Source organism: Sphingobacterium sp. MYb388 (assembly GCF_037479535.1).
Taxonomy (GTDB): domain Bacteria; phylum Bacteroidota; class Bacteroidia; order Sphingobacteriales; family Sphingobacteriaceae; genus Sphingobacterium; species Sphingobacterium anhuiense.
Window position 1 is genome coordinate 315,065 of sequence record NZ_JBBGYV010000002.1, and the last position, 17,098, is coordinate 332,162.

13 protein-coding genes are annotated in these 17,098 nt (G+C 36.0%); 12 read left to right on the forward strand and 1 reads right to left on the reverse strand.

Translation table 11 applies throughout. The features are described 5' to 3' along the window. Positions 1-187 precede the first annotated feature (187 nt). From WH188_RS07365 to WH188_RS07420, 12 genes are all read left to right on the forward strand, one after another. Positions 188-2,068, forward strand: coding sequence for an LTA synthase family protein (locus WH188_RS07365; protein ID WP_132770823.1), 1,881 nt, complete (start codon positions 188-190; stop codon positions 2,066-2,068). A gap of 9 nt (positions 2,069-2,077) precedes the next feature. Further along, the gene (locus WH188_RS07370) at positions 2,078-4,009 is read left to right on the forward strand and encodes an LTA synthase family protein (protein WP_339423645.1); all 1,932 of its coding nucleotides are present in this window, start codon (positions 2,078-2,080) and stop codon (positions 4,007-4,009) included. A 465-nt stretch (positions 4,010-4,474) separates the two neighbouring features. After that, positions 4,475-5,851, forward strand: coding sequence for a tRNA uridine-5-carboxymethylaminomethyl(34) synthesis GTPase MnmE (mnmE, locus tag WH188_RS07375; RefSeq protein ID WP_132770820.1), 1,377 nt, complete (start codon positions 4,475-4,477; stop codon positions 5,849-5,851). Between the two features lie 438 nt (positions 5,852-6,289). Continuing rightward, the gene (locus WH188_RS07380) at positions 6,290-7,447 is read left to right on the forward strand and encodes an esterase (RefSeq protein ID WP_339423646.1); all 1,158 of its coding nucleotides are present in this window, start codon (positions 6,290-6,292) and stop codon (positions 7,445-7,447) included. 10 nt (positions 7,448-7,457) lie between these two features. Continuing rightward, positions 7,458-8,051: an LOG family protein gene (locus WH188_RS07385; RefSeq protein ID WP_339423647.1), complete on the forward strand. Its 594-nt coding sequence runs from the start codon at positions 7,458-7,460 to the stop codon at positions 8,049-8,051. Positions 8,052-8,198: 147 nt separating this feature from the next. Then, positions 8,199-8,573, forward strand: a complete 375-nt coding sequence (locus WH188_RS07390; protein ID WP_132770816.1) for a transmembrane 220 family protein — start codon at positions 8,199-8,201, stop codon at positions 8,571-8,573. Positions 8,574-8,584: 11 nt separating this feature from the next. Continuing rightward, positions 8,585-9,280, forward strand: coding sequence for an EboA domain-containing protein (locus WH188_RS07395; protein WP_243655430.1), 696 nt, complete (start codon positions 8,585-8,587; stop codon positions 9,278-9,280). Positions 9,281-9,294: 14 nt separating this feature from the next. Beyond that, complete coding sequence (locus WH188_RS07400; RefSeq protein ID WP_132770812.1) at positions 9,295-10,281, forward strand: TatD family hydrolase; 987 nt, start codon at positions 9,295-9,297, stop codon at positions 10,279-10,281. Between the two features lie 41 nt (positions 10,282-10,322). Further along, positions 10,323-11,177 (forward strand): UbiA-like protein EboC, encoded by an 855-nt coding sequence (gene eboC / locus WH188_RS07405; protein ID WP_339423648.1) that lies wholly within the window; start codon positions 10,323-10,325, stop codon positions 11,175-11,177. Positions 11,178-11,193: 16 nt separating this feature from the next. Then, positions 11,194-12,363: a 3-dehydroquinate synthase gene (locus WH188_RS07410; protein WP_132770810.1), complete on the forward strand. Its 1,170-nt coding sequence runs from the start codon at positions 11,194-11,196 to the stop codon at positions 12,361-12,363. 10 nt (positions 12,364-12,373) lie between these two features. Then, a complete protein-coding gene (gene eboE, locus WH188_RS07415) occupies positions 12,374-13,582 on the forward strand; it encodes a metabolite traffic protein EboE (RefSeq protein ID WP_132842755.1) in 1,209 nt (402 codons plus the stop codon). A 1-nt stretch (position 13,583) separates the two neighbouring features. Then, positions 13,584-14,942, forward strand: coding sequence for an alkaline phosphatase family protein (locus tag WH188_RS07420; RefSeq protein ID WP_339423649.1), 1,359 nt, complete (start codon positions 13,584-13,586; stop codon positions 14,940-14,942). 126 nt (positions 14,943-15,068) lie between these two features. Here WH188_RS07420 and WH188_RS07425 read toward each other — a convergent pair whose 3' ends face one another. Then, positions 15,069-17,063 (reverse strand): c-type cytochrome, encoded by a 1,995-nt coding sequence (locus WH188_RS07425; protein ID WP_339423650.1) that lies wholly within the window; start codon positions 17,061-17,063, stop codon positions 15,069-15,071. Positions 17,064-17,098 lie beyond the last annotated feature (35 nt).

The following is a 17,098-nucleotide window of genomic DNA, read 5'->3' on the forward strand; positions in this document are numbered from 1 at the left end:
GTATATCTTAAATTTTATCAAGCTTTAATGTGTTGAGTATGATCTTGTTGTAGTGTTGGTTTTGCAACCATTTCTCTTGTAAAATTGAAATTGACCTTATGGTAATATTTTTATAACATAATCATAACATTTTAGACTATTATTACTGAAATAGCGTACATTTGCGTGTTTTACATAAATACTAAAAATGAATAGAATTGCCAATGAGTTAAAGGCCCTAACTCAGTACTTTTTATTTTGGCTTATCATATGTTTTATTGATCGATTGCTGTTTATAACAGCTTTTTTTGATAAAATTGGATCGAAAAATTTCTCAGAGATTTTCAAAATCTATTATCACGGCCTTAGTTTAGATTTTTCAGCAGTATCCTATATCTGTGCAGTTCCATTTCTTATCTACTGTATCTTATCTTTTTTACCGAATGTACATTATAAAAGAAAAATATTGGATGTGTACACCATCACTTTGCTCGTTATTTATTTTGTTGTTTCTTTTATTAATATCAATATTTATCGGGAATGGGGCGATAAAATTTCAAAGAGAGCAATTGATGCTTTTTTAGCATCACCATCTGGAGCCGTTGCTTCTGCCGAATCAACACCTGTATTCTTTCCAGTTTTTGGAATGATTGTCGGAATCGTTGTGGGCTATTTTTTATATCGTTGGATGTTCAAAAAAGTGCATTTTTATAATATTAAGTTGCCTTGGCAGAATGCTATTAAATTATTGATTGGTGCTATTTTGCTATTTACCTTTATAAGAGGAGGATATGGAAGAGCAACTTTAAATCCGAGCAAAGCTTATTTTTCTGAGCAAAGCTTTTATAATCATGCTGCGGTAAATACACAATGGGCACTGTTGCGGGACTATTTTGCGAAAAGTACCCGGTTAAAAAGTCCTTATCAGTTTTATAATGATGAAGCCCAGCTCCATTCGACTTTAAAACCAGCATTTAATGCAAATCCAGATTCATCCGTTTCTATATTGACTACGAAACGTCCCAACGTTGTTGTTATCATGTTAGAAAGTTTTGTTGGCGGTCTTATTGAATCAATGGGAGGAGAAAAAGGAATTACACCAAATTTTGAGAAATTAATTAATCAAGGCGTATTTTTTGATCACATTTATGCGGCCGCAGATCGATCTGATAAAGGAATGGTGGGAATATTCAGTGCCTTTCCGGCACAAGGACCCGAAAGCATTATCAAGTATATCGATAAACATGAGAATTTGCCGGCCGTAGGTCAAGAATTAAGCAGTGCAGGTTACCATGGCTCATTTTATCATGGGGGTCAAAGTGAGTTTTACAATTTTAAATCGTACATGTTGATGCACGGTGTTTCGAAAGTTGTCGATAATGCAAACTTTGGTGTAGATGTTTCACGGGCTTCATGGGGTGTCTATGACCATATTGTATTAAAACGAATGCTACATGATTTTGATACCGAGAAAACCCCCTTCTTTTCAACAATTTTTACACTAATCAATCACGAACCCTTTAACTTGCCAGGGCGTTATAAATTTGGGACCAAATCAAATGCAGATAAATTTAGAAGCACGGCCTTCTATACAGATTCGATTGTTTATGATTTTATTAATCAAGCCAAAACCAAAAGCTGGTATAAAAATACCCTATTTGTTGTTGTAGCAGATCATGGACACCGGTTGCCTGCAGAGAAATGGGAGTTGTCTAACCCGCATCGTTTTCATATCCCACTTTTATTTTTTGGCGATGTAATCAAACCCGAATTCAGAGGTAAAAAAATCGACCGTATCGGTAATCAGACCGATATGGTAGCTACATTGCTTCATCAATTAAATCTTCCGGCTACTCGATACCATTGGAGTCGCGACTTATTGAATCCAACCACACCTCAAATTGCGTTTTACAATTCTAAAGATGCTTTTGGTGTAATTACACCAGATCAAGTCGTGAGTTTTGATAATGTAGGGAAGATTATTAATTATAAACAGAATAGTGACTATTCTCCTGTAAAAACAGATAGTTTACTCAATATAGGAAAAGCTTATTACCAAGAAGTGTATAAAGAGTTTTTAAAATATTAGATAGAAAATATGATAAAGTTGAAAGGTTCATTTGCACCATATCTCGGTTTGCTGATTAGATTTCTCATACTGTTGTTAATTTATGCTTTTTTAAGACTGGGTTTTTATGGGATTAATTATGCTCTTTTTCCCCATGTAAATAGTGCTCAATTATTGTATATGTTATGGGGTGGGGTTAAATTTGATATCGTAGCACTACTATATTTAAATATACTCTATTTATTGATGCAGATTATTCCTGCACCATTCAAGTATAATACCTTATATCAAAAAATAGCAAAGTGGATTTTTATTATTACCAATTCAATCGGAATCGCTTTAAATTTAGTTGATTTTGCTTATTATCCATTTACCTTGAAACGAACTACAGGGACGGTATTTGATCAGTTTGCAAATGAAAAAAATTTAGGTTCCTTGGCTATAGATTTTTGCCTTGACTACTGGTATCTTTTTATACTATTTGCGATATTGATTTATGCTTTAATTAAGCTATATGATCTCGTACAAGTGCAGCGTCCACTACTGTTTAGATGGCCTACATATAGCATTCAATCGGCTTGTTTTTTAATTGCTATTTTTCTGTTTATTGGAGGTGTTCGTGGAGGATGGGCGCATAGTACAAGGCCTATTACATTAAGTAATGCAGGAGATTATGTAACGAATCCCGAAGAGATGAATATTGTATTAAATACCCCTTTTAGTTTAATGAAGACGTTAAAAGCGGTTAATTTAAAACCTATTCATACGTATACAGAACAAGAGCTGACTACAATTTATAATCCTGTTCATTATCCTCAAAGTAAGGAGCCTTTTAAAAAAATGAATGTTGTCTTTCTAATTTTGGAAAGCTTTGCAAAAGAACATTTTGGAGAGTTAAATAAAGATATTCAAGGCGGACAGTATAAAGGATATACACCATTTTTGGATTCTTTAATCCGGGAAGGATATACTTTTGAACATACCTATGCTAACGGACGTAAATCAATTGATGCATTGCCTTCTGTTATAACAGGAATACCATCTGTAGGTGAACCATTTGTATTGTCGGTATATTCAGGTAATAAAACGACCAGTATTGCTAATTTGTTAGCAAATAAAGGTTATGAAACAGCATTTTTTCACGGTGCTCCAAATGGAAGTATGGGATTTTCTGCATATATGAAGTTAGCCGGTATTCAACATTATTATGGTAAAAACGAATACAATAACGATGCAGACTTTGACGGTATCTGGGGCATATGGGACGAACCGTTTATGCAATATATGGCTAATGAAATTAACACCTTTAAACAGCCATTTTTTGCAAGCTTCTTTTCGCTTTCTTCTCACCACCCTTTTAAAGTACCCTCAAAATATGAAGGAGTTTTTCCAAAGGGACCTTTACCTGTTCAAGAACCTATAGGTTATACTGATAATGCACTGCGTCAATTTTTTAAAACTGCATCTTCTATGTCTTGGTATAAAAACACCTTGTTTGTTATCTGTGCAGATCATGCAACGGTAAGTGCATTGCCAGAATACCAGACTGCGGCCAATAGTTATGCGATTCCTATTATCCTTTACCATCCAGGAGGAGATTTAAAAGGTAGAAGTGATAAATTGGCGCAACAGATAGATATCATGCCTACAGTATTAAATTATTTGAATTATGATAAACCATATTTTGCATTTGGTTTCGATGCATTAAATCCAACAAAGGAAAATTTTGTAGTCAACAATAATTCAGGAATATTTAATTTTTATTACAAAGATTATTTGCTGATCAACGATGGAATAAAAAATATTTCCCTCCACAATCTAAAAGAAGATAGGTTGATGAAACATGATTTATTGAAACAACCACCCCTAGTGCTAGATACCATGGAAACAAAATTTAAAGCTTTTGAACAGCAATATAATAACCGAATGATCGAAAATAAATTAATTTACGACGGTAAATAACTGAATTATTATCATTTATATTAAGCATTGCCCCACAAAGGTGATGCTTTTTGTATTTTTAAGATTAACAAGACGATCACCCTAGCACGATATAAGAGTGAGCCTGCAGGATGATAACAATGGCTATACGATCACCCTAGCACGACATAGGATTGAGCCTGCAAGTAGATAACATTGACTATACCATCAGCCTAGATCGACACAATGAATAGGTTATCTATGCACCTGCTATGCACAATATACATACAACAAATAGCCGAATGAGCTTATAGGATGACTATAGGTTGAAACTCATTTTGAAAAGTTTTAATACAAACTTTAGAAATAGGATAAATGATCGATGGAGATTACACGTTTGTGAAAGATTAAAATAACTAAAAAATATTTATTCGCTATTCGTTTTTTATACGTCAATTTGTAATTTATTTGCCCATGAACTAAAGTAGTAATCCTTATCTTTGCATCATGTCTGAACACGCTATTTTGGAACAAGAAACAATTGTGGCATTAGCCACAGCAAGTGGTAATGGTGCTATCGCTGTAATACGTCTTTCTGGTAAAGATGCTATTGAAATAACCAACCAGGTATTTCGGGGTAAGAATTTGCTCAAGCAAGCTTCACATACGCTTCATTTCGGTACAGTACGAGATGGAGAAGAAATCATTGATGAGGTATTGGTCTCACTATTTGTAGGTCCTAATTCTTATACTAAAGAAAATGTAGTTGAGATCTCCACCCACAATTCTAAGTATATAATTGAACGTGTGATGAGTTTGCTTATTAAAAAAGGAGCACGAGCAGCTAAAGCAGGGGAATTCACATTACGTGCTTTTTTAAATGGGGGAATGGACCTTTCTCAAGCAGAAGCTGTTGCTGATTTGATTGCTTCAAATTCTGCCGCTTCCCATCAAATTGCGATGCAACAGATGAGAGGCGGATTTTCCAATCAGTTGAAAAAATTGAGAGATGATTTGATCCACTTTGCATCACTAATAGAATTAGAACTCGACTTTTCAGAAGAAGATGTAGAATTTGCAAACCGCGATCAATTGAAAAGTTTAATTAAACAAATTAATCAAGTGGTGAGTAAGTTGATTTCTTCATTTGAACAAGGTAATGTCTTGAAAAATGGTGTTCCAGTCGTAATTGCAGGTAAACCTAATGTCGGAAAATCTACATTGTTGAATGCTTTATTGAATGAGGAGCGCGCCATTGTATCGGACATTGCGGGTACCACAAGAGATACGATTGAAGATGAAATAAATATCAAAGGAATTACTTTCCGATTTATTGATACTGCCGGTATTCGTGAAACTATCGATGTTATCGAGGCTAAAGGAGTAGAGCGTACAAGAGAAAAAATGAAGCAGGCACGTTTAATCATTTATTTATTTGATCCTACACAAGACGAGGTGGTAGATATTGAGGAGCAGATTGCAGAAGTTGCAGTGTTGAACATACCTTTTGTTACAATTATTAATAAAGCTGACTTGCTTACAGTAGAGCAGAAAAAGCAGTATGAGGTTTTAAAACCGCTATACATATCTGCAAAAGAACAAATAGGGGTAGAAGAGCTAAAAGATGAACTATTAAATCAAGTAAATCTATCTAACTTAAATACTGACGATGTCTTAGTAACCAATATCCGTCACGTAGAAGCTCTTCAGCATACACGAACATCCTTGGAACGCGTACTCAACGGAATTGACAACCCGGTTACATCTGATTTCTTAGCCATGGATATACGTCAATCATTATATCATTTAGGCGAAATTACAGGTTCTGTTTCAACCGATGATTTGTTGGATAATATATTTTCTAAATTCTGTATCGGAAAATAATAATTGGAATAATTAACAGTTAAAAAGCACTAACAGTCAAATTGTTAGTGTTTTTTTTGTGATTAATGATTTGCTGAATAAAAATTCGTGTTTGCTATAGTGGATAGTAGAACTCAAAAATTAGAATTGACTCTGTTTTCTATTATTGACGTTTATTTTGTTCCGATCGATCTGATTGATGCTAGTGTGTGGTAATTAACTGTGATGTCTATTTTATATTCAATTGACTATTACTTAAAGTCCTGTAATATGGGGTGATGAAATACAATATTCGTTTTATCATTTTAAAAGCATATGGTGATTTTAAATATTCGTATTTCCCACTGAAATTCCTTAAATTTAAATACTCCAATATTAAGCGGGTTTAGTTAATCAATATCTTATTAGCCTTAAGCTTTTTGTCAAGCTTGTATTGTTAATGTTCATAAAAACATAGAAATGAAGATCACATCCATTTTATATTTATTGCTATTGGGGCCCCTAATTGGCAAAGCCCAGGAAAATCTCGATTTTAGTGGCAATAAGACCATTGTTTCTCCCGAGATTAACGGAAAACAGATAACCTTCAGACTTTTGGCTCCAGAAGCGAAGACTGTAAAGTTACAGGGAAATTGGATGCAAACTGATGACTTGAATTCTGGAATTAAAGATTCAAGGGGAGTATGGTCGTTTACAAATCAAGATCTGAAACCCGATATTTATACCTATTCTTTTATTGTGGATGGAGTTAAAGCTACTGATCCCAATAACGCTTATCAGGTTCGGGATGTGAGTTCTGTCATGAGCATGTTTATCGTAAATGGATCAGAATCATCCAATTATACTGTTCAAAATGTCCCTCATGGTACTGTTGCTAAAAGATGGTATACTTCAAGAGGGCTAAAAGAAGATCGTAGATTAACCGTTTATACACCTCCCGGTTATGAGGCTTCAAAAGAAAAATATCCTGTCCTTTATCTTTTACATGGGATGGGGGGGGACGAAGAAGCTTGGATGACCTTAGGGAGAGCTTCACAAATTTTAGATAATCTAATAGCGCAAGGAAAAGCAGAGCCGATGATCGTCATTATGCCTAATGGTCACACGAGTAATGCGGCTGCACCAGGGGAGTCTTCTAAGGGTTTCTATAAAATTGATATGGTAACTCCAGATATTTTTACAGGAGATATGGAAGCTAATTTTAATGAAATCATAGCTTTTACAGAACAGAATTATCGGGTGAAAGCTGATGCGAAAAATCGAGCTATTGCTGGACTTTCAATGGGAGGTTTTCATTCCTTGTATATTTCAGCTAACCAACCTAAAACTTTTGATTATATTGGATTATTTTCTCCTGCAATTCTTCCTCCAGAAAATAAGAAAAGTCCGATTTACGAAAATCTTGATGCCAAGCTTCAGGTTCAAAAAAACAACGCTTGCCGCTTGTACTGGATTGCCATTGGGAAAACGGATTTTTTATACAAGCATGTTGCCGGCTTCAGGGATAAACTCGATAAGATGAATTTTAGCTATCAATATGTCGAATCAGAAGGCGGTCATACCTGGAGCAACTGGAGGAAATATCTCAATGATTTTGTTCCTCAATTGTTTAAATAAAAAAAGTGTTATGATGCGAAAAATTAAAAGTATCGTTGTTTTTTGTGCTTCTAGTTTAGGTAAAGAAAATAGCTATGAGGAGCAAGCTGCTCATGTCGGGCATGTATTTGCGAAAAAAGGTATTCGTCTAGTATATGGTGGTGGACGAGTTGGATTGATGGGAGCAGTTGCCAATGGTGCATTAGAAAAAGGAGGCGAAGTGATAGGTGTCATTCCTGAGTTTCTCAATTCCAAGGAAAGAGAGCATACAGGGGTTACAAAGTTAATTACAGTAGATACCATGCATGATCGCAAGCGAATCATGCACGATTATTCAGATGGAGTCATTGCATTGCCAGGGGGCTTTGGAACACTCGAAGAGCTATTTGAAATGGTGACTTGGGGTCAGCTGGGGTTGCATAAAAAACCAGTTGGAATTCTCAATACGAATGGTTATTATGATCACCTCCTGCTATTTATTGATCACATGACGGCAGAAGGTTTATTGAAAGAAGAGAATAAATCCATGCTTCTGTTTGGAAATACCATTGAAGAGTTATTAGAAAAAATGGAACGGTACGAAGCACCCAAGGTTACTAAATGGATAGAAAAAGATGAAATTTAAACCTATTTATTAGTTGTTTAAGCATCTCTCTTATTGTGATTTTACTTTCGTCTTAATTTTTTTACAATTTGACTGATTAAAACAGATTTATAATCTGTTTATTTGTGTATCAGTAATGATGAAATTTCATCGAATAAACCTAACCGTATGGCGCTAATTATTTTAAATATTATTTTTTGCATTGCTTTTATAGGATTTGCCTATGTAAATCTCAATGATAAAGATTCCTGGCTGTGGATTCCAATTTATATGCTGGCCTCTATTTGTTGCGGACTAGCCGTGTTTAATTTCTACTATCCATTTATATACCTTGGTGCTATTGTATTTTATCTAGTTTATGCAGTTATACTTTTTTTTGCAAAAGATGGCGTTCGCGATTGGTTGATGAAATATCGTAGACCAAGTATTGTGGAAAGTATGCAAGCAACGAAGCCATATATTGAGAAGACAAGAGAGTTTTTTGGTCTTCTGATTGTTAGTGGCGCATTAGCTATAAATTATTTTGTTGCTGTTAATTTATAAAATTTATACTTGTGATTGATTTAAAAAAGAAAAAACAGCTAAGTGATATATTTCAAAAAATTATCCAACAAAACCTAAAATTAGATGCATGGTCTTGGTTGGACAATAAAGTGGAATTGATTAAAAATGAAGAAAAAACACTTCAATTAAATTTGAGTTTTTCCCAGCTCCCAAGAAAGCTTGGAAAAGAAAATATTGTTGTCCAATCCGAAGATGTTTTTGATCTAAAACAATTATTACCTGGCTTTTCTTTGGAAGCATGGACCATTGACCGATTATGTAGAGTATGGTTGTTGATGCAGTTACCTGATCAGAACAAGGAACAATATCTGAAAAAAATCAAGACTTTATTTATTGCTTCAGAAATGAATGAACTGATTGCATTATACTCCGCTTTACCTTTCTTGAGCCATACCGAAGAATGGGTCGGTAAATGTGAAGAAGGAATCCGTAGTAATATAGGTACTGTATTGGAAGCAATTATGTATCATAATCCTTATCCATCAGTTATGCTTTCAGAAGGAGCATGGAATCAAATGATTTTGAAAGCATTTTTTACAGAGAAAGATGTTAAAAAAATTACTGGATTAAAAGAGCGCGTTAATCAGGCTTTAGCGAATACCTTGAACGATTATGTACAGGAACGCTTGGCAGCCCATAGAACTGTTCATCCAGAAATCTACCAATTAATAGAATTAGGAAAATAAAAAAATATTGAATTATGTGCTGTAATGAAAATTTCCAAGAAAGAAATTTAGGCGAAAGAAACCAAAGTACTCTTGATTTAGATGATATTAGTGGAATGAAGTTTTTTGACCCTCATATTCACATGACTTCACGAACTACCGATGATTACCAAGCAATGGTTGATGCCGGGATTGTGGCAATTATTGAACCTGCTTTTTGGTTAGGACAACCTCGAACAGGGATCGATAGTTTTACGGATTACTACAGTAGCTTAATTGGATGGGAAAGATTTAGATCTTCTCAGTTTGGTATTAAGCATTACTGTACTATAGGATTAAATTCACGTGAGGCGAACAATGAGCAATTAGCCGAGCAGGTGATGGAATTACTGCCTCAGTTTATTTTCAAGGAAGGTGTGGTCGGTATTGGTGAAATTGGTTTTGATGATCAGACTGCTGCCGAAGAAAAATATTTCCGGTTACAGCTGGAGCTTGCTAAAGAAGCTGGACTTCCCGTACAGATTCATACACCACATAGAGACAAGAAAAAAGGCACGCAACGAAGCATGGATATTGCTATTGAACATGGACTTTCTCCGTATTCAGTGATTATAGATCATAATAATGAAGAAACGGTTAAAGAAGTCTTAGATCGAGGGTTTTGGGCAGCTTTTACGATTTATCCTTTTACGAAAATGGGAAATGAACGTATGGTTGAGGTTGTTAAACAATATGGTTCTGAAAGAATTATGATTAATTCAGCTGCCGATTGGGGAATTTCTGATCCGCTCGCTGTTCCTAAAACGGCAGCTCTGATGAAACAATCAGGTATTAGTTTAGATGATATTGAATTGGTGAGTTACCGGAATGCAATTACCGCTTTTGGTCAAAGTGGACAGATAGACGAACGTGATTTTGTAACTATAAAAAATATTGATCAGTCTCAAAAATTTGAAAGTAATTCTATTTTGCGTGGTGGTCAACAACCAAGGATAGATAAGAATTCGATCATTATTACTTAATCGTACACATATTGAAAAAATTAAAAGGATATATACGATTAATGAGACCAGCAAATGTCGTTACTGCAGTAGCCGACGCACTCGCTGGTATAGCAATATCCGGATATTTATTAACCGAAGGATGGAATTCTCCAGTACCTATTATTTTACTTTGCATTTCAACAATAGGGCTGTATAGTGGTGGAATTATTTTTAACGATGTTTTTGATGCAGATCTGGATAGAATAGAACGACCTGAGCGACCCATACCTAGTGGATTGATCAGCGAAAAAGAGGCCACAGTATTTGGATCTTTATTCTTCTTAATTGGACTAATAGCAGCCTATTTAGTAGGAAGTATTACAGTAATATTAGCTATAGCGATTATTTTAGCTTGTCTTGTCTACAACAGATGGGCAAAACATCATTCATTTTTAGGTCCGCTTAATATGGGACTTTGCCGTGGCCTAAACCTCTTATTGGGAGTTAGTATTATAAGTACAGAGGTAAGTCAATGGTGGTTCTTGGCTATTGTACCTATTATCTACATCGCTTCTATTACAATGATTAGTCGGGGAGAAGTACATGGAGGAAGTAAAAAAATGCTTTATTTTGCCGCTGTTCTTTATGCAGTTGTTATCGCTAACATTTTATTTTTTGCACAAACAAAGGGGGATATTATTATTACTCTTTTGTTTATCATTCCGTTCGCTTGGATGATTTTTAAACCCCTATTAAGAGCTATAAATAATCCGATAGGCCCCAATATAGGTAAAGCCGTTAAAGCAGGAGTGATTGCATTGATCCTCATGAATGCTGCATGGGCAAGTGTATTTGCTGATTGGAAAATTGCACTTGTCATTATTTTTTTATTACCATTATCTATTATACTGAGTAAAGCATTCGCAGTTACTTAATTAATGATTTTCAATTATGAGTTTTTTAGAACAGTCATTTAGTGTGAAATTTGAATATAAAATACATTTTACTAAATCGTTATTTCACACCGATAACCCTACTTTTACAGATTTTTTTAAAAGCAATCCTACAGATGTATTGCGTAAGATTTTTTTCGTCCTAGATCAGGGAGTTGCTGATGCACACCCAGATCTGGTTTCAGCGATCAGAACCTATTTCGATCATCAGCAAGAAGTACAGCTGATTTCTGAAATTTTGATTATACAAGGAGGAGAAGCCTCAAAAAATGATACAGGTCTATTCGATCGTTTGGTTGAAGCAGTAGATCAATATGGAATAGACCGACATTCTTACATTGCCGCGATCGGTGGTGGTGCCGTGCTTGATCTTGTCGGTTACGCAGCCGCAGTGTCACATCGTGGAATTAAACACATTCGTATACCAACGACTGTACTCTCGCAAAATGACTCTGGGATTGGTGTTAAGAACGGTATAAATTATAAGGGTAAGAAAAATTTTTTAGGCACTTTTGCTCCCCCCGCGGCTGTGTTTAATGATGATCAGTTTTTGTTAACATTAACGGATAGAGATTGGCGGTCAGGAATATCTGAAGCAGTTAAAGTTGCTTTAATCAAAGATCCTACATTCTTTTATTGGATCGAAGATAATGCAGCGAAACTGGTGAGTCGTGATTTAGAGACCATGGATTACTTAATTGTACGTTGTGCCGAATTGCATTTAAACCATATCGCATCAGCCGATCCATTCGAGATGGGATCTGCGAGACCATTAGATTTCGGTCATTGGAGTGCACATAAATTAGAACAATTGAGTAATTTCAGTGTGCTGCATGGGGAGGCTGTAGCCATGGGAATAGCTTTGGATAGCACGTATTCTTTCTTAAGTGGATTGTTAACAGAAGATAAGCTTTTGCGCATATTGAATGTGCTGCTTCATTTATCATTTGATATTTCTAATCCATTTATTCAGATCAATGATGAAGAATCACCAATACTTCGCGGTTTAACTGAATTCCAGGAACATCTTGGCGGTAAATTGACCATTACATTATTGACGGATCTCGGAACAGGTAAGGAAGTTCACCACATGGATCACCAGTTATTGATAGCGGCAAGTAACTATGTCTTAAATTTTACCAGCACAACAGCTGGTTTGGATCATTAAATTAGTTAAAATGAAAGTTAATACAGGACATTTAACCTATTGCACCAATATTCATCCAGGGAAAAATTGGAATGATGATTTTACAGCTCTAAAAGATAATTTTTCTTTTATCAAAGAATCAGTTTCGCCTGGCCAGCCATTGGGAATAGGATTAAGATTATCAAATGTATCGAGTTTAGAACTTAGCGAGCAGGGTAATATAGCGGAATTTAAACATTGGTTAAAAGAAAATAATGCTTATGTTTTTACAATGAATGGATTTCCTTATGGAGAATTTCACCGTACTGTTGTCAAAGAAGATGTACATACCCCTGACTGGACTACAGAAGCACGTAAAGATTATACAATCAGACTTTTCACTATTCTTCAATCCTTATTACCAGAAGGAATGGTCGGTGGAATTTCGACATCGCCGCTTAGTTATAGACATTGGTTCAAGACGACTACCGATTTTACGGAAGCCAAAAATGCTGCTACGATAAATATAGTTGCTGTAATACAAGAATTAGTTACAATAGCAAATGCGACAGGTACGGTTATGCACCTTGACTTGGAACCAGAACCTGATGGAATCATTGAAACTGGACGAGAATTTATAGATTGGTATACAGACGATCTGCTTCCAACTGCTATTTCAGATCTTGTAGATTCATTTGGCATTACCGCTATCGAAGCTGAAGCTCTTACCAAGAGACATCTTTGCCTTTGTTATGACGTATGCCATTTTGCAATTGGCTATGAAGATCACGCCGATGTATTAAAAGAACTTAAGGAGAAAGGTATTGCAGTAGGGAAGATACAGATATCTGCTGCTTTGAAAGCAAATATGGATCAGTCCCCTGATCAGCGTATAGCTATTAAAGAAAGTTTTCAAAAATTCAACGAACCGACATATTTACATCAGGTCGTGGCCTTAAAAAGAGATGGCAAGCTTATTCGTTATACAGATCTAACACCAGCCATAGCAGATTTTGAGCACCAGGATGTGATGCAATGGCGCGCACATTTTCATGTTCCTATATCTGTTCGGGATATTGGAGTCTTGCAGTCAACGCAACAAGATATTATAGAAGTGTTGAATCTCCAAAAAGTTGCGCCTTTTACCGAACATTTGGAAGTGGAAACCTATACTTGGGAAGTATTGCCCGAACAGTTAAAGATACCAATAGCTGCCTCTATCAGTAATGAACTGGAGTGGGTAATTAAAACAAATGTATAAGATGAAGAAAACAGTTGTAATTGACGTAGTTGGGCTATCTGCAAATTTAATAGGAAAGTATACCCCATTTTTGGAACAATACATAAATAGAAAAAATTTAGCAACTATAGCTCCAATGTTACCGGCTGTTACTACCAGCGTCCAGTCTACCTATCTTACAGGTAAAAAACCTACCGAGCATGGTGTGGTTGGAAACGGTTGGTATGATCATGTAGATTCGGAAATTAAGTTTTGGAAGCAGTCTAACAAACTTGTATTAGCGGAAAAGATCTGGGATAGAGCAAAAAAAGAAGACCCGAACTTTACGTGCGCAAATCTATTTTGGTGGTATAATATGTATTCAAATGCAGATTATAGCGTTACACCACGACCTAATTATCTGGCCGACGGTCGAAAGCTTCCGGACTGTTATGCAGAACCGGCAACATTGAGAGATCTTTTGCAGGAAAAGCTTGGTCAGTTTCCTCTTTTTAATTTTTGGGGACCTGGTGCTAATATTAAATCAAGCCGATGGATTGCTGATGCATCTATGATCACAGATGAACTGTATGATCCTACACTGTCTTTAATCTACTTGCCACATTTGGATTATTGTTTGCAAAAATTTGGAAATGATTGGTCTAATATCGGTAAGGAACTAGGTGAGATCGATATTCTGATTAAGGACTTGGTTGAATTCTATGAAAAAAGAGGAGCGAACATTATTATTCTTTCGGAATATGGTATTGTACCTGTAAATAATCCCATTCATATCAATCGAATACTAAGGGAAGCCGGATTATTACAGATCCGTGTAGAACGAGGTCTGGAATTATTGGATGCAGGAGCCTCCAAAGCATTTGCAGTGGCAGACCATCAGGTTGCACATGTCTATATAAATGATTTATCGGTAGTTGATCAGGTGAAGGATATGTTAGATAAATTATCAGGAATTGCGGTAGTGCTTGACAAAGAAGGTAAAAAGGAATATGGGATAGACCATGACCGTGCAGGAGATTTTGTTTTGGTTGCAAATCCAGAAAGTTGGTTTACTTATTATTTCTGGCAGGATGATGCTAAAGCACCCGATTATGCAAGATGCGTCGATATCCATAAAAAACCAGGATATGATCCTGTTGAAATGTTTATGTCTTCTAAATTTCGTGCATTATATAAACTGTTGAGAAAAAAAGCAGGTTTTCGTTACGTTATGGATGTAATACCTTTAAATGCTAATTTGGTAAAAGGTTCACATGGTAGCGTGAATACACCTGAGGAATTTCACCCTGTTTTAATTACAGATCCTGATCTAAGTATAGGCAATGTACAGGCAACTGAGGTTTACGATTTAATTTGGAAATCTTTGCATAGCGAGAAGTAATTTTACTACTACTTGTATAATACATCTATAAGTAACAAGCCGAACATAGTTTATTCTAAAATAAAGAAAGCCATTCTTTTTACAGAATGGCTTTGTTTGTTTTAAGACATTGATACCATCAAAGTATTATTTCAATGAATTGATATAAGCCGCGATTTTCAAGCCATCGGCTTTAGAAACTTGTGGCATAGGCGGCATTTCTGTTGCATATCCAGGCCAGTTTTCTGGTTTAGGATTGTAGATGAGCTGCAAAATTTTCTCATTTGAATATTTGCGTTTTGCAATATCAGTGAATGACGGTCCAATCTGTTTTTTCGTAGGATTGTGACAGGCTAAGCAAGTATTACTAGTCAAAATTCCCTTCACCTCAGCATAAGTAGGAGCTTTAGTTACTGTTTTCACTTCATGTACTTTAGCCTTTGCTTCAACAGGTTTCGCTTCTGTGTTTTTTGTTTTAACAGTCGCAGTTTTTTTACCGGCAACAGTTTTATTATTTGCTGTTACTGTCTTTTCTGCCGGTTTAGCTGTAACTTCAACTACAGGGTCGTGAGTAGAATTCCTTGTGCTAAGTGAACTTATTGCTAGTTTTTCTCCAGATGGAATTGCATTTAAAGTATAGTAAGCTTCAGGATGGACAATTGAATAAAAGTTTTGTTTCTCACGAATACCATCTACACTTATGGTGTGGATATAATGTTCACGTAAACCATCGACAACAATTCTTGCTTTTAGTCCATCAGAAGAAACCTTAACTCCTTTTATGTTTAAAGTCTCTTTATTTACTGGAGGAGAACCATATACAGGATGGTATTTATATATGAAGCTTTCAACGCTGTATGAAGCTAGATCTTCAGCAGATTTTAAATCAACAGGTTGTGTAAATTCGATCTCAAAACCGTCTGGCATAGCTCTTACTGCTTTCATTTCAAAAGGCGTCTTATTGTTGTATACTAAGCGCTCAAGTCCCTCATTTGCTTCACCTGCAGAACCCCACCCACGGTTGGTTTCACCGACAAATAAAGATCCATCCTGTCCCCACGCCATTCTCAAAACACCAGAACGGAAACCACTCTTAAACAAAAATGCGGCGCCTTGTTCTTCACCATTTACCGTCTCTAAGAAAACACGTGAAATGATGCTCATACCTTGGTCACCAACGAGTAATTGTCCTTCAAATGGACCAAATGTGCCTTTCGGAATTTTGACCGGTTCAGAGTTTGAAATACCAAGAATACCATGTGGCAACCATACCGACGGTAAACGAATCTCTGGAATTTCTTTTTTCATCTCAAATACCGTTTTGAAATTCTCGTTGACTCTATTTTCCGGTTTGATGTAGCGACCTTCAGCATTTTTGATACGACGTTCATCTACTTTAGAATAGAAAGATTCAGATGATAACTTTAACGGTGAATCAGGTCTTTTTGTCCATACTAAACTGGCTGGATGTCCCATAAAATCTCCTTTACTGACCTTCCATAATCCTCCGGAACCAACCCAGTCACCTTGGTTTTCTGTATAGTAGAGTTGACCGTCAATCACATTTATTCCTGCTGGAGAACGCACACCTGCAGCCCATGGTTGCATTTTTCCATCTGCGCTAATGTTCATAATCCATCCACGCATAGGAACACGACTTTCTGCGCGCCACCATTCTTCATCACCAAAAGCTACATTTCCAGATACGAAAAAAGAACCGTCAGATGCGATTTTAGGACCAAAACTATATTCATGATAATGTCCGCTTAAAGGCCAAGCATACACAGTTTCATAAACATCAGCTTTGCCGTCCATATTTTTGTCAATTAACTTCGTTAGCTCACCTCTTTGTGCAACATATAACGCACCATCTTTGTAAGCAAGACCTAAAATCTCGTGAAGACCCGTTGCAAATTTTCGAAAGTACGGTCTGTTGCTGGTGGGGTTTTCAACGATAAATACATCACCTCTACGGGTGGATATACCTAGATCTCCATTAGGTAAAGTAACCAGACCACCAACCTCTAAAACAGGTCCTTCGGGCATTCTTACTTTCATGATCTTAAAAAAATCTTCTTCTTTTGGTGTTTCTTGAGCTTGGGAAACAGTATAGCCAAAACTCAAAGCTAGCATTGCTAGCATTCTAAAAGTGTGTTTCATATAATATTTGTACTCTC

Excerpts from the sequence above, each read along its gene's own strand:
- WH188_RS07400 (WP_132770812.1), top strand. The coding sequence starts at position 9,295 with ATGTGCTGTAATGAAAATTTCCAAGAAAGAAATTTAGGCGAAAGAAAC.
- WH188_RS07365 (WP_132770823.1), top strand. The coding sequence starts at position 188 with ATGAATAGAATTGCCAATGAGTTAAAGGCCCTAACTCAGTACTTTTTA.
- eboE (WP_132842755.1), top strand. The coding sequence starts at position 12,374 with ATGAAAGTTAATACAGGACATTTAACCTATTGCACCAATATTCATCCA.
- mnmE (WP_132770820.1), top strand. The coding sequence starts at position 4,475 with ATGTCTGAACACGCTATTTTGGAACAAGAAACAATTGTGGCATTAGCC.
- WH188_RS07390 (WP_132770816.1), top strand. The coding sequence starts at position 8,199 with ATGGCGCTAATTATTTTAAATATTATTTTTTGCATTGCTTTTATAGGA.
- WH188_RS07370 (WP_339423645.1), top strand. The coding sequence starts at position 2,078 with ATGATAAAGTTGAAAGGTTCATTTGCACCATATCTCGGTTTGCTGATT.
- WH188_RS07385 (WP_339423647.1), top strand. The coding sequence starts at position 7,458 with ATGATGCGAAAAATTAAAAGTATCGTTGTTTTTTGTGCTTCTAGTTTA.
- WH188_RS07380 (WP_339423646.1), top strand. The coding sequence starts at position 6,290 with ATGAAGATCACATCCATTTTATATTTATTGCTATTGGGGCCCCTAATT.
- eboC (WP_339423648.1), top strand. The coding sequence starts at position 10,323 with ATGAGACCAGCAAATGTCGTTACTGCAGTAGCCGACGCACTCGCTGGT.
- WH188_RS07420 (WP_339423649.1), top strand. The coding sequence starts at position 13,584 with ATGAAGAAAACAGTTGTAATTGACGTAGTTGGGCTATCTGCAAATTTA.
- WH188_RS07410 (WP_132770810.1), top strand. The coding sequence starts at position 11,194 with ATGAGTTTTTTAGAACAGTCATTTAGTGTGAAATTTGAATATAAAATA.
- WH188_RS07425 (WP_339423650.1), bottom strand. The coding sequence starts at position 17,063 with ATGCTAGCAATGCTAGCTTTGAGTTTTGGCTATACTGTTTCCCAAGCT.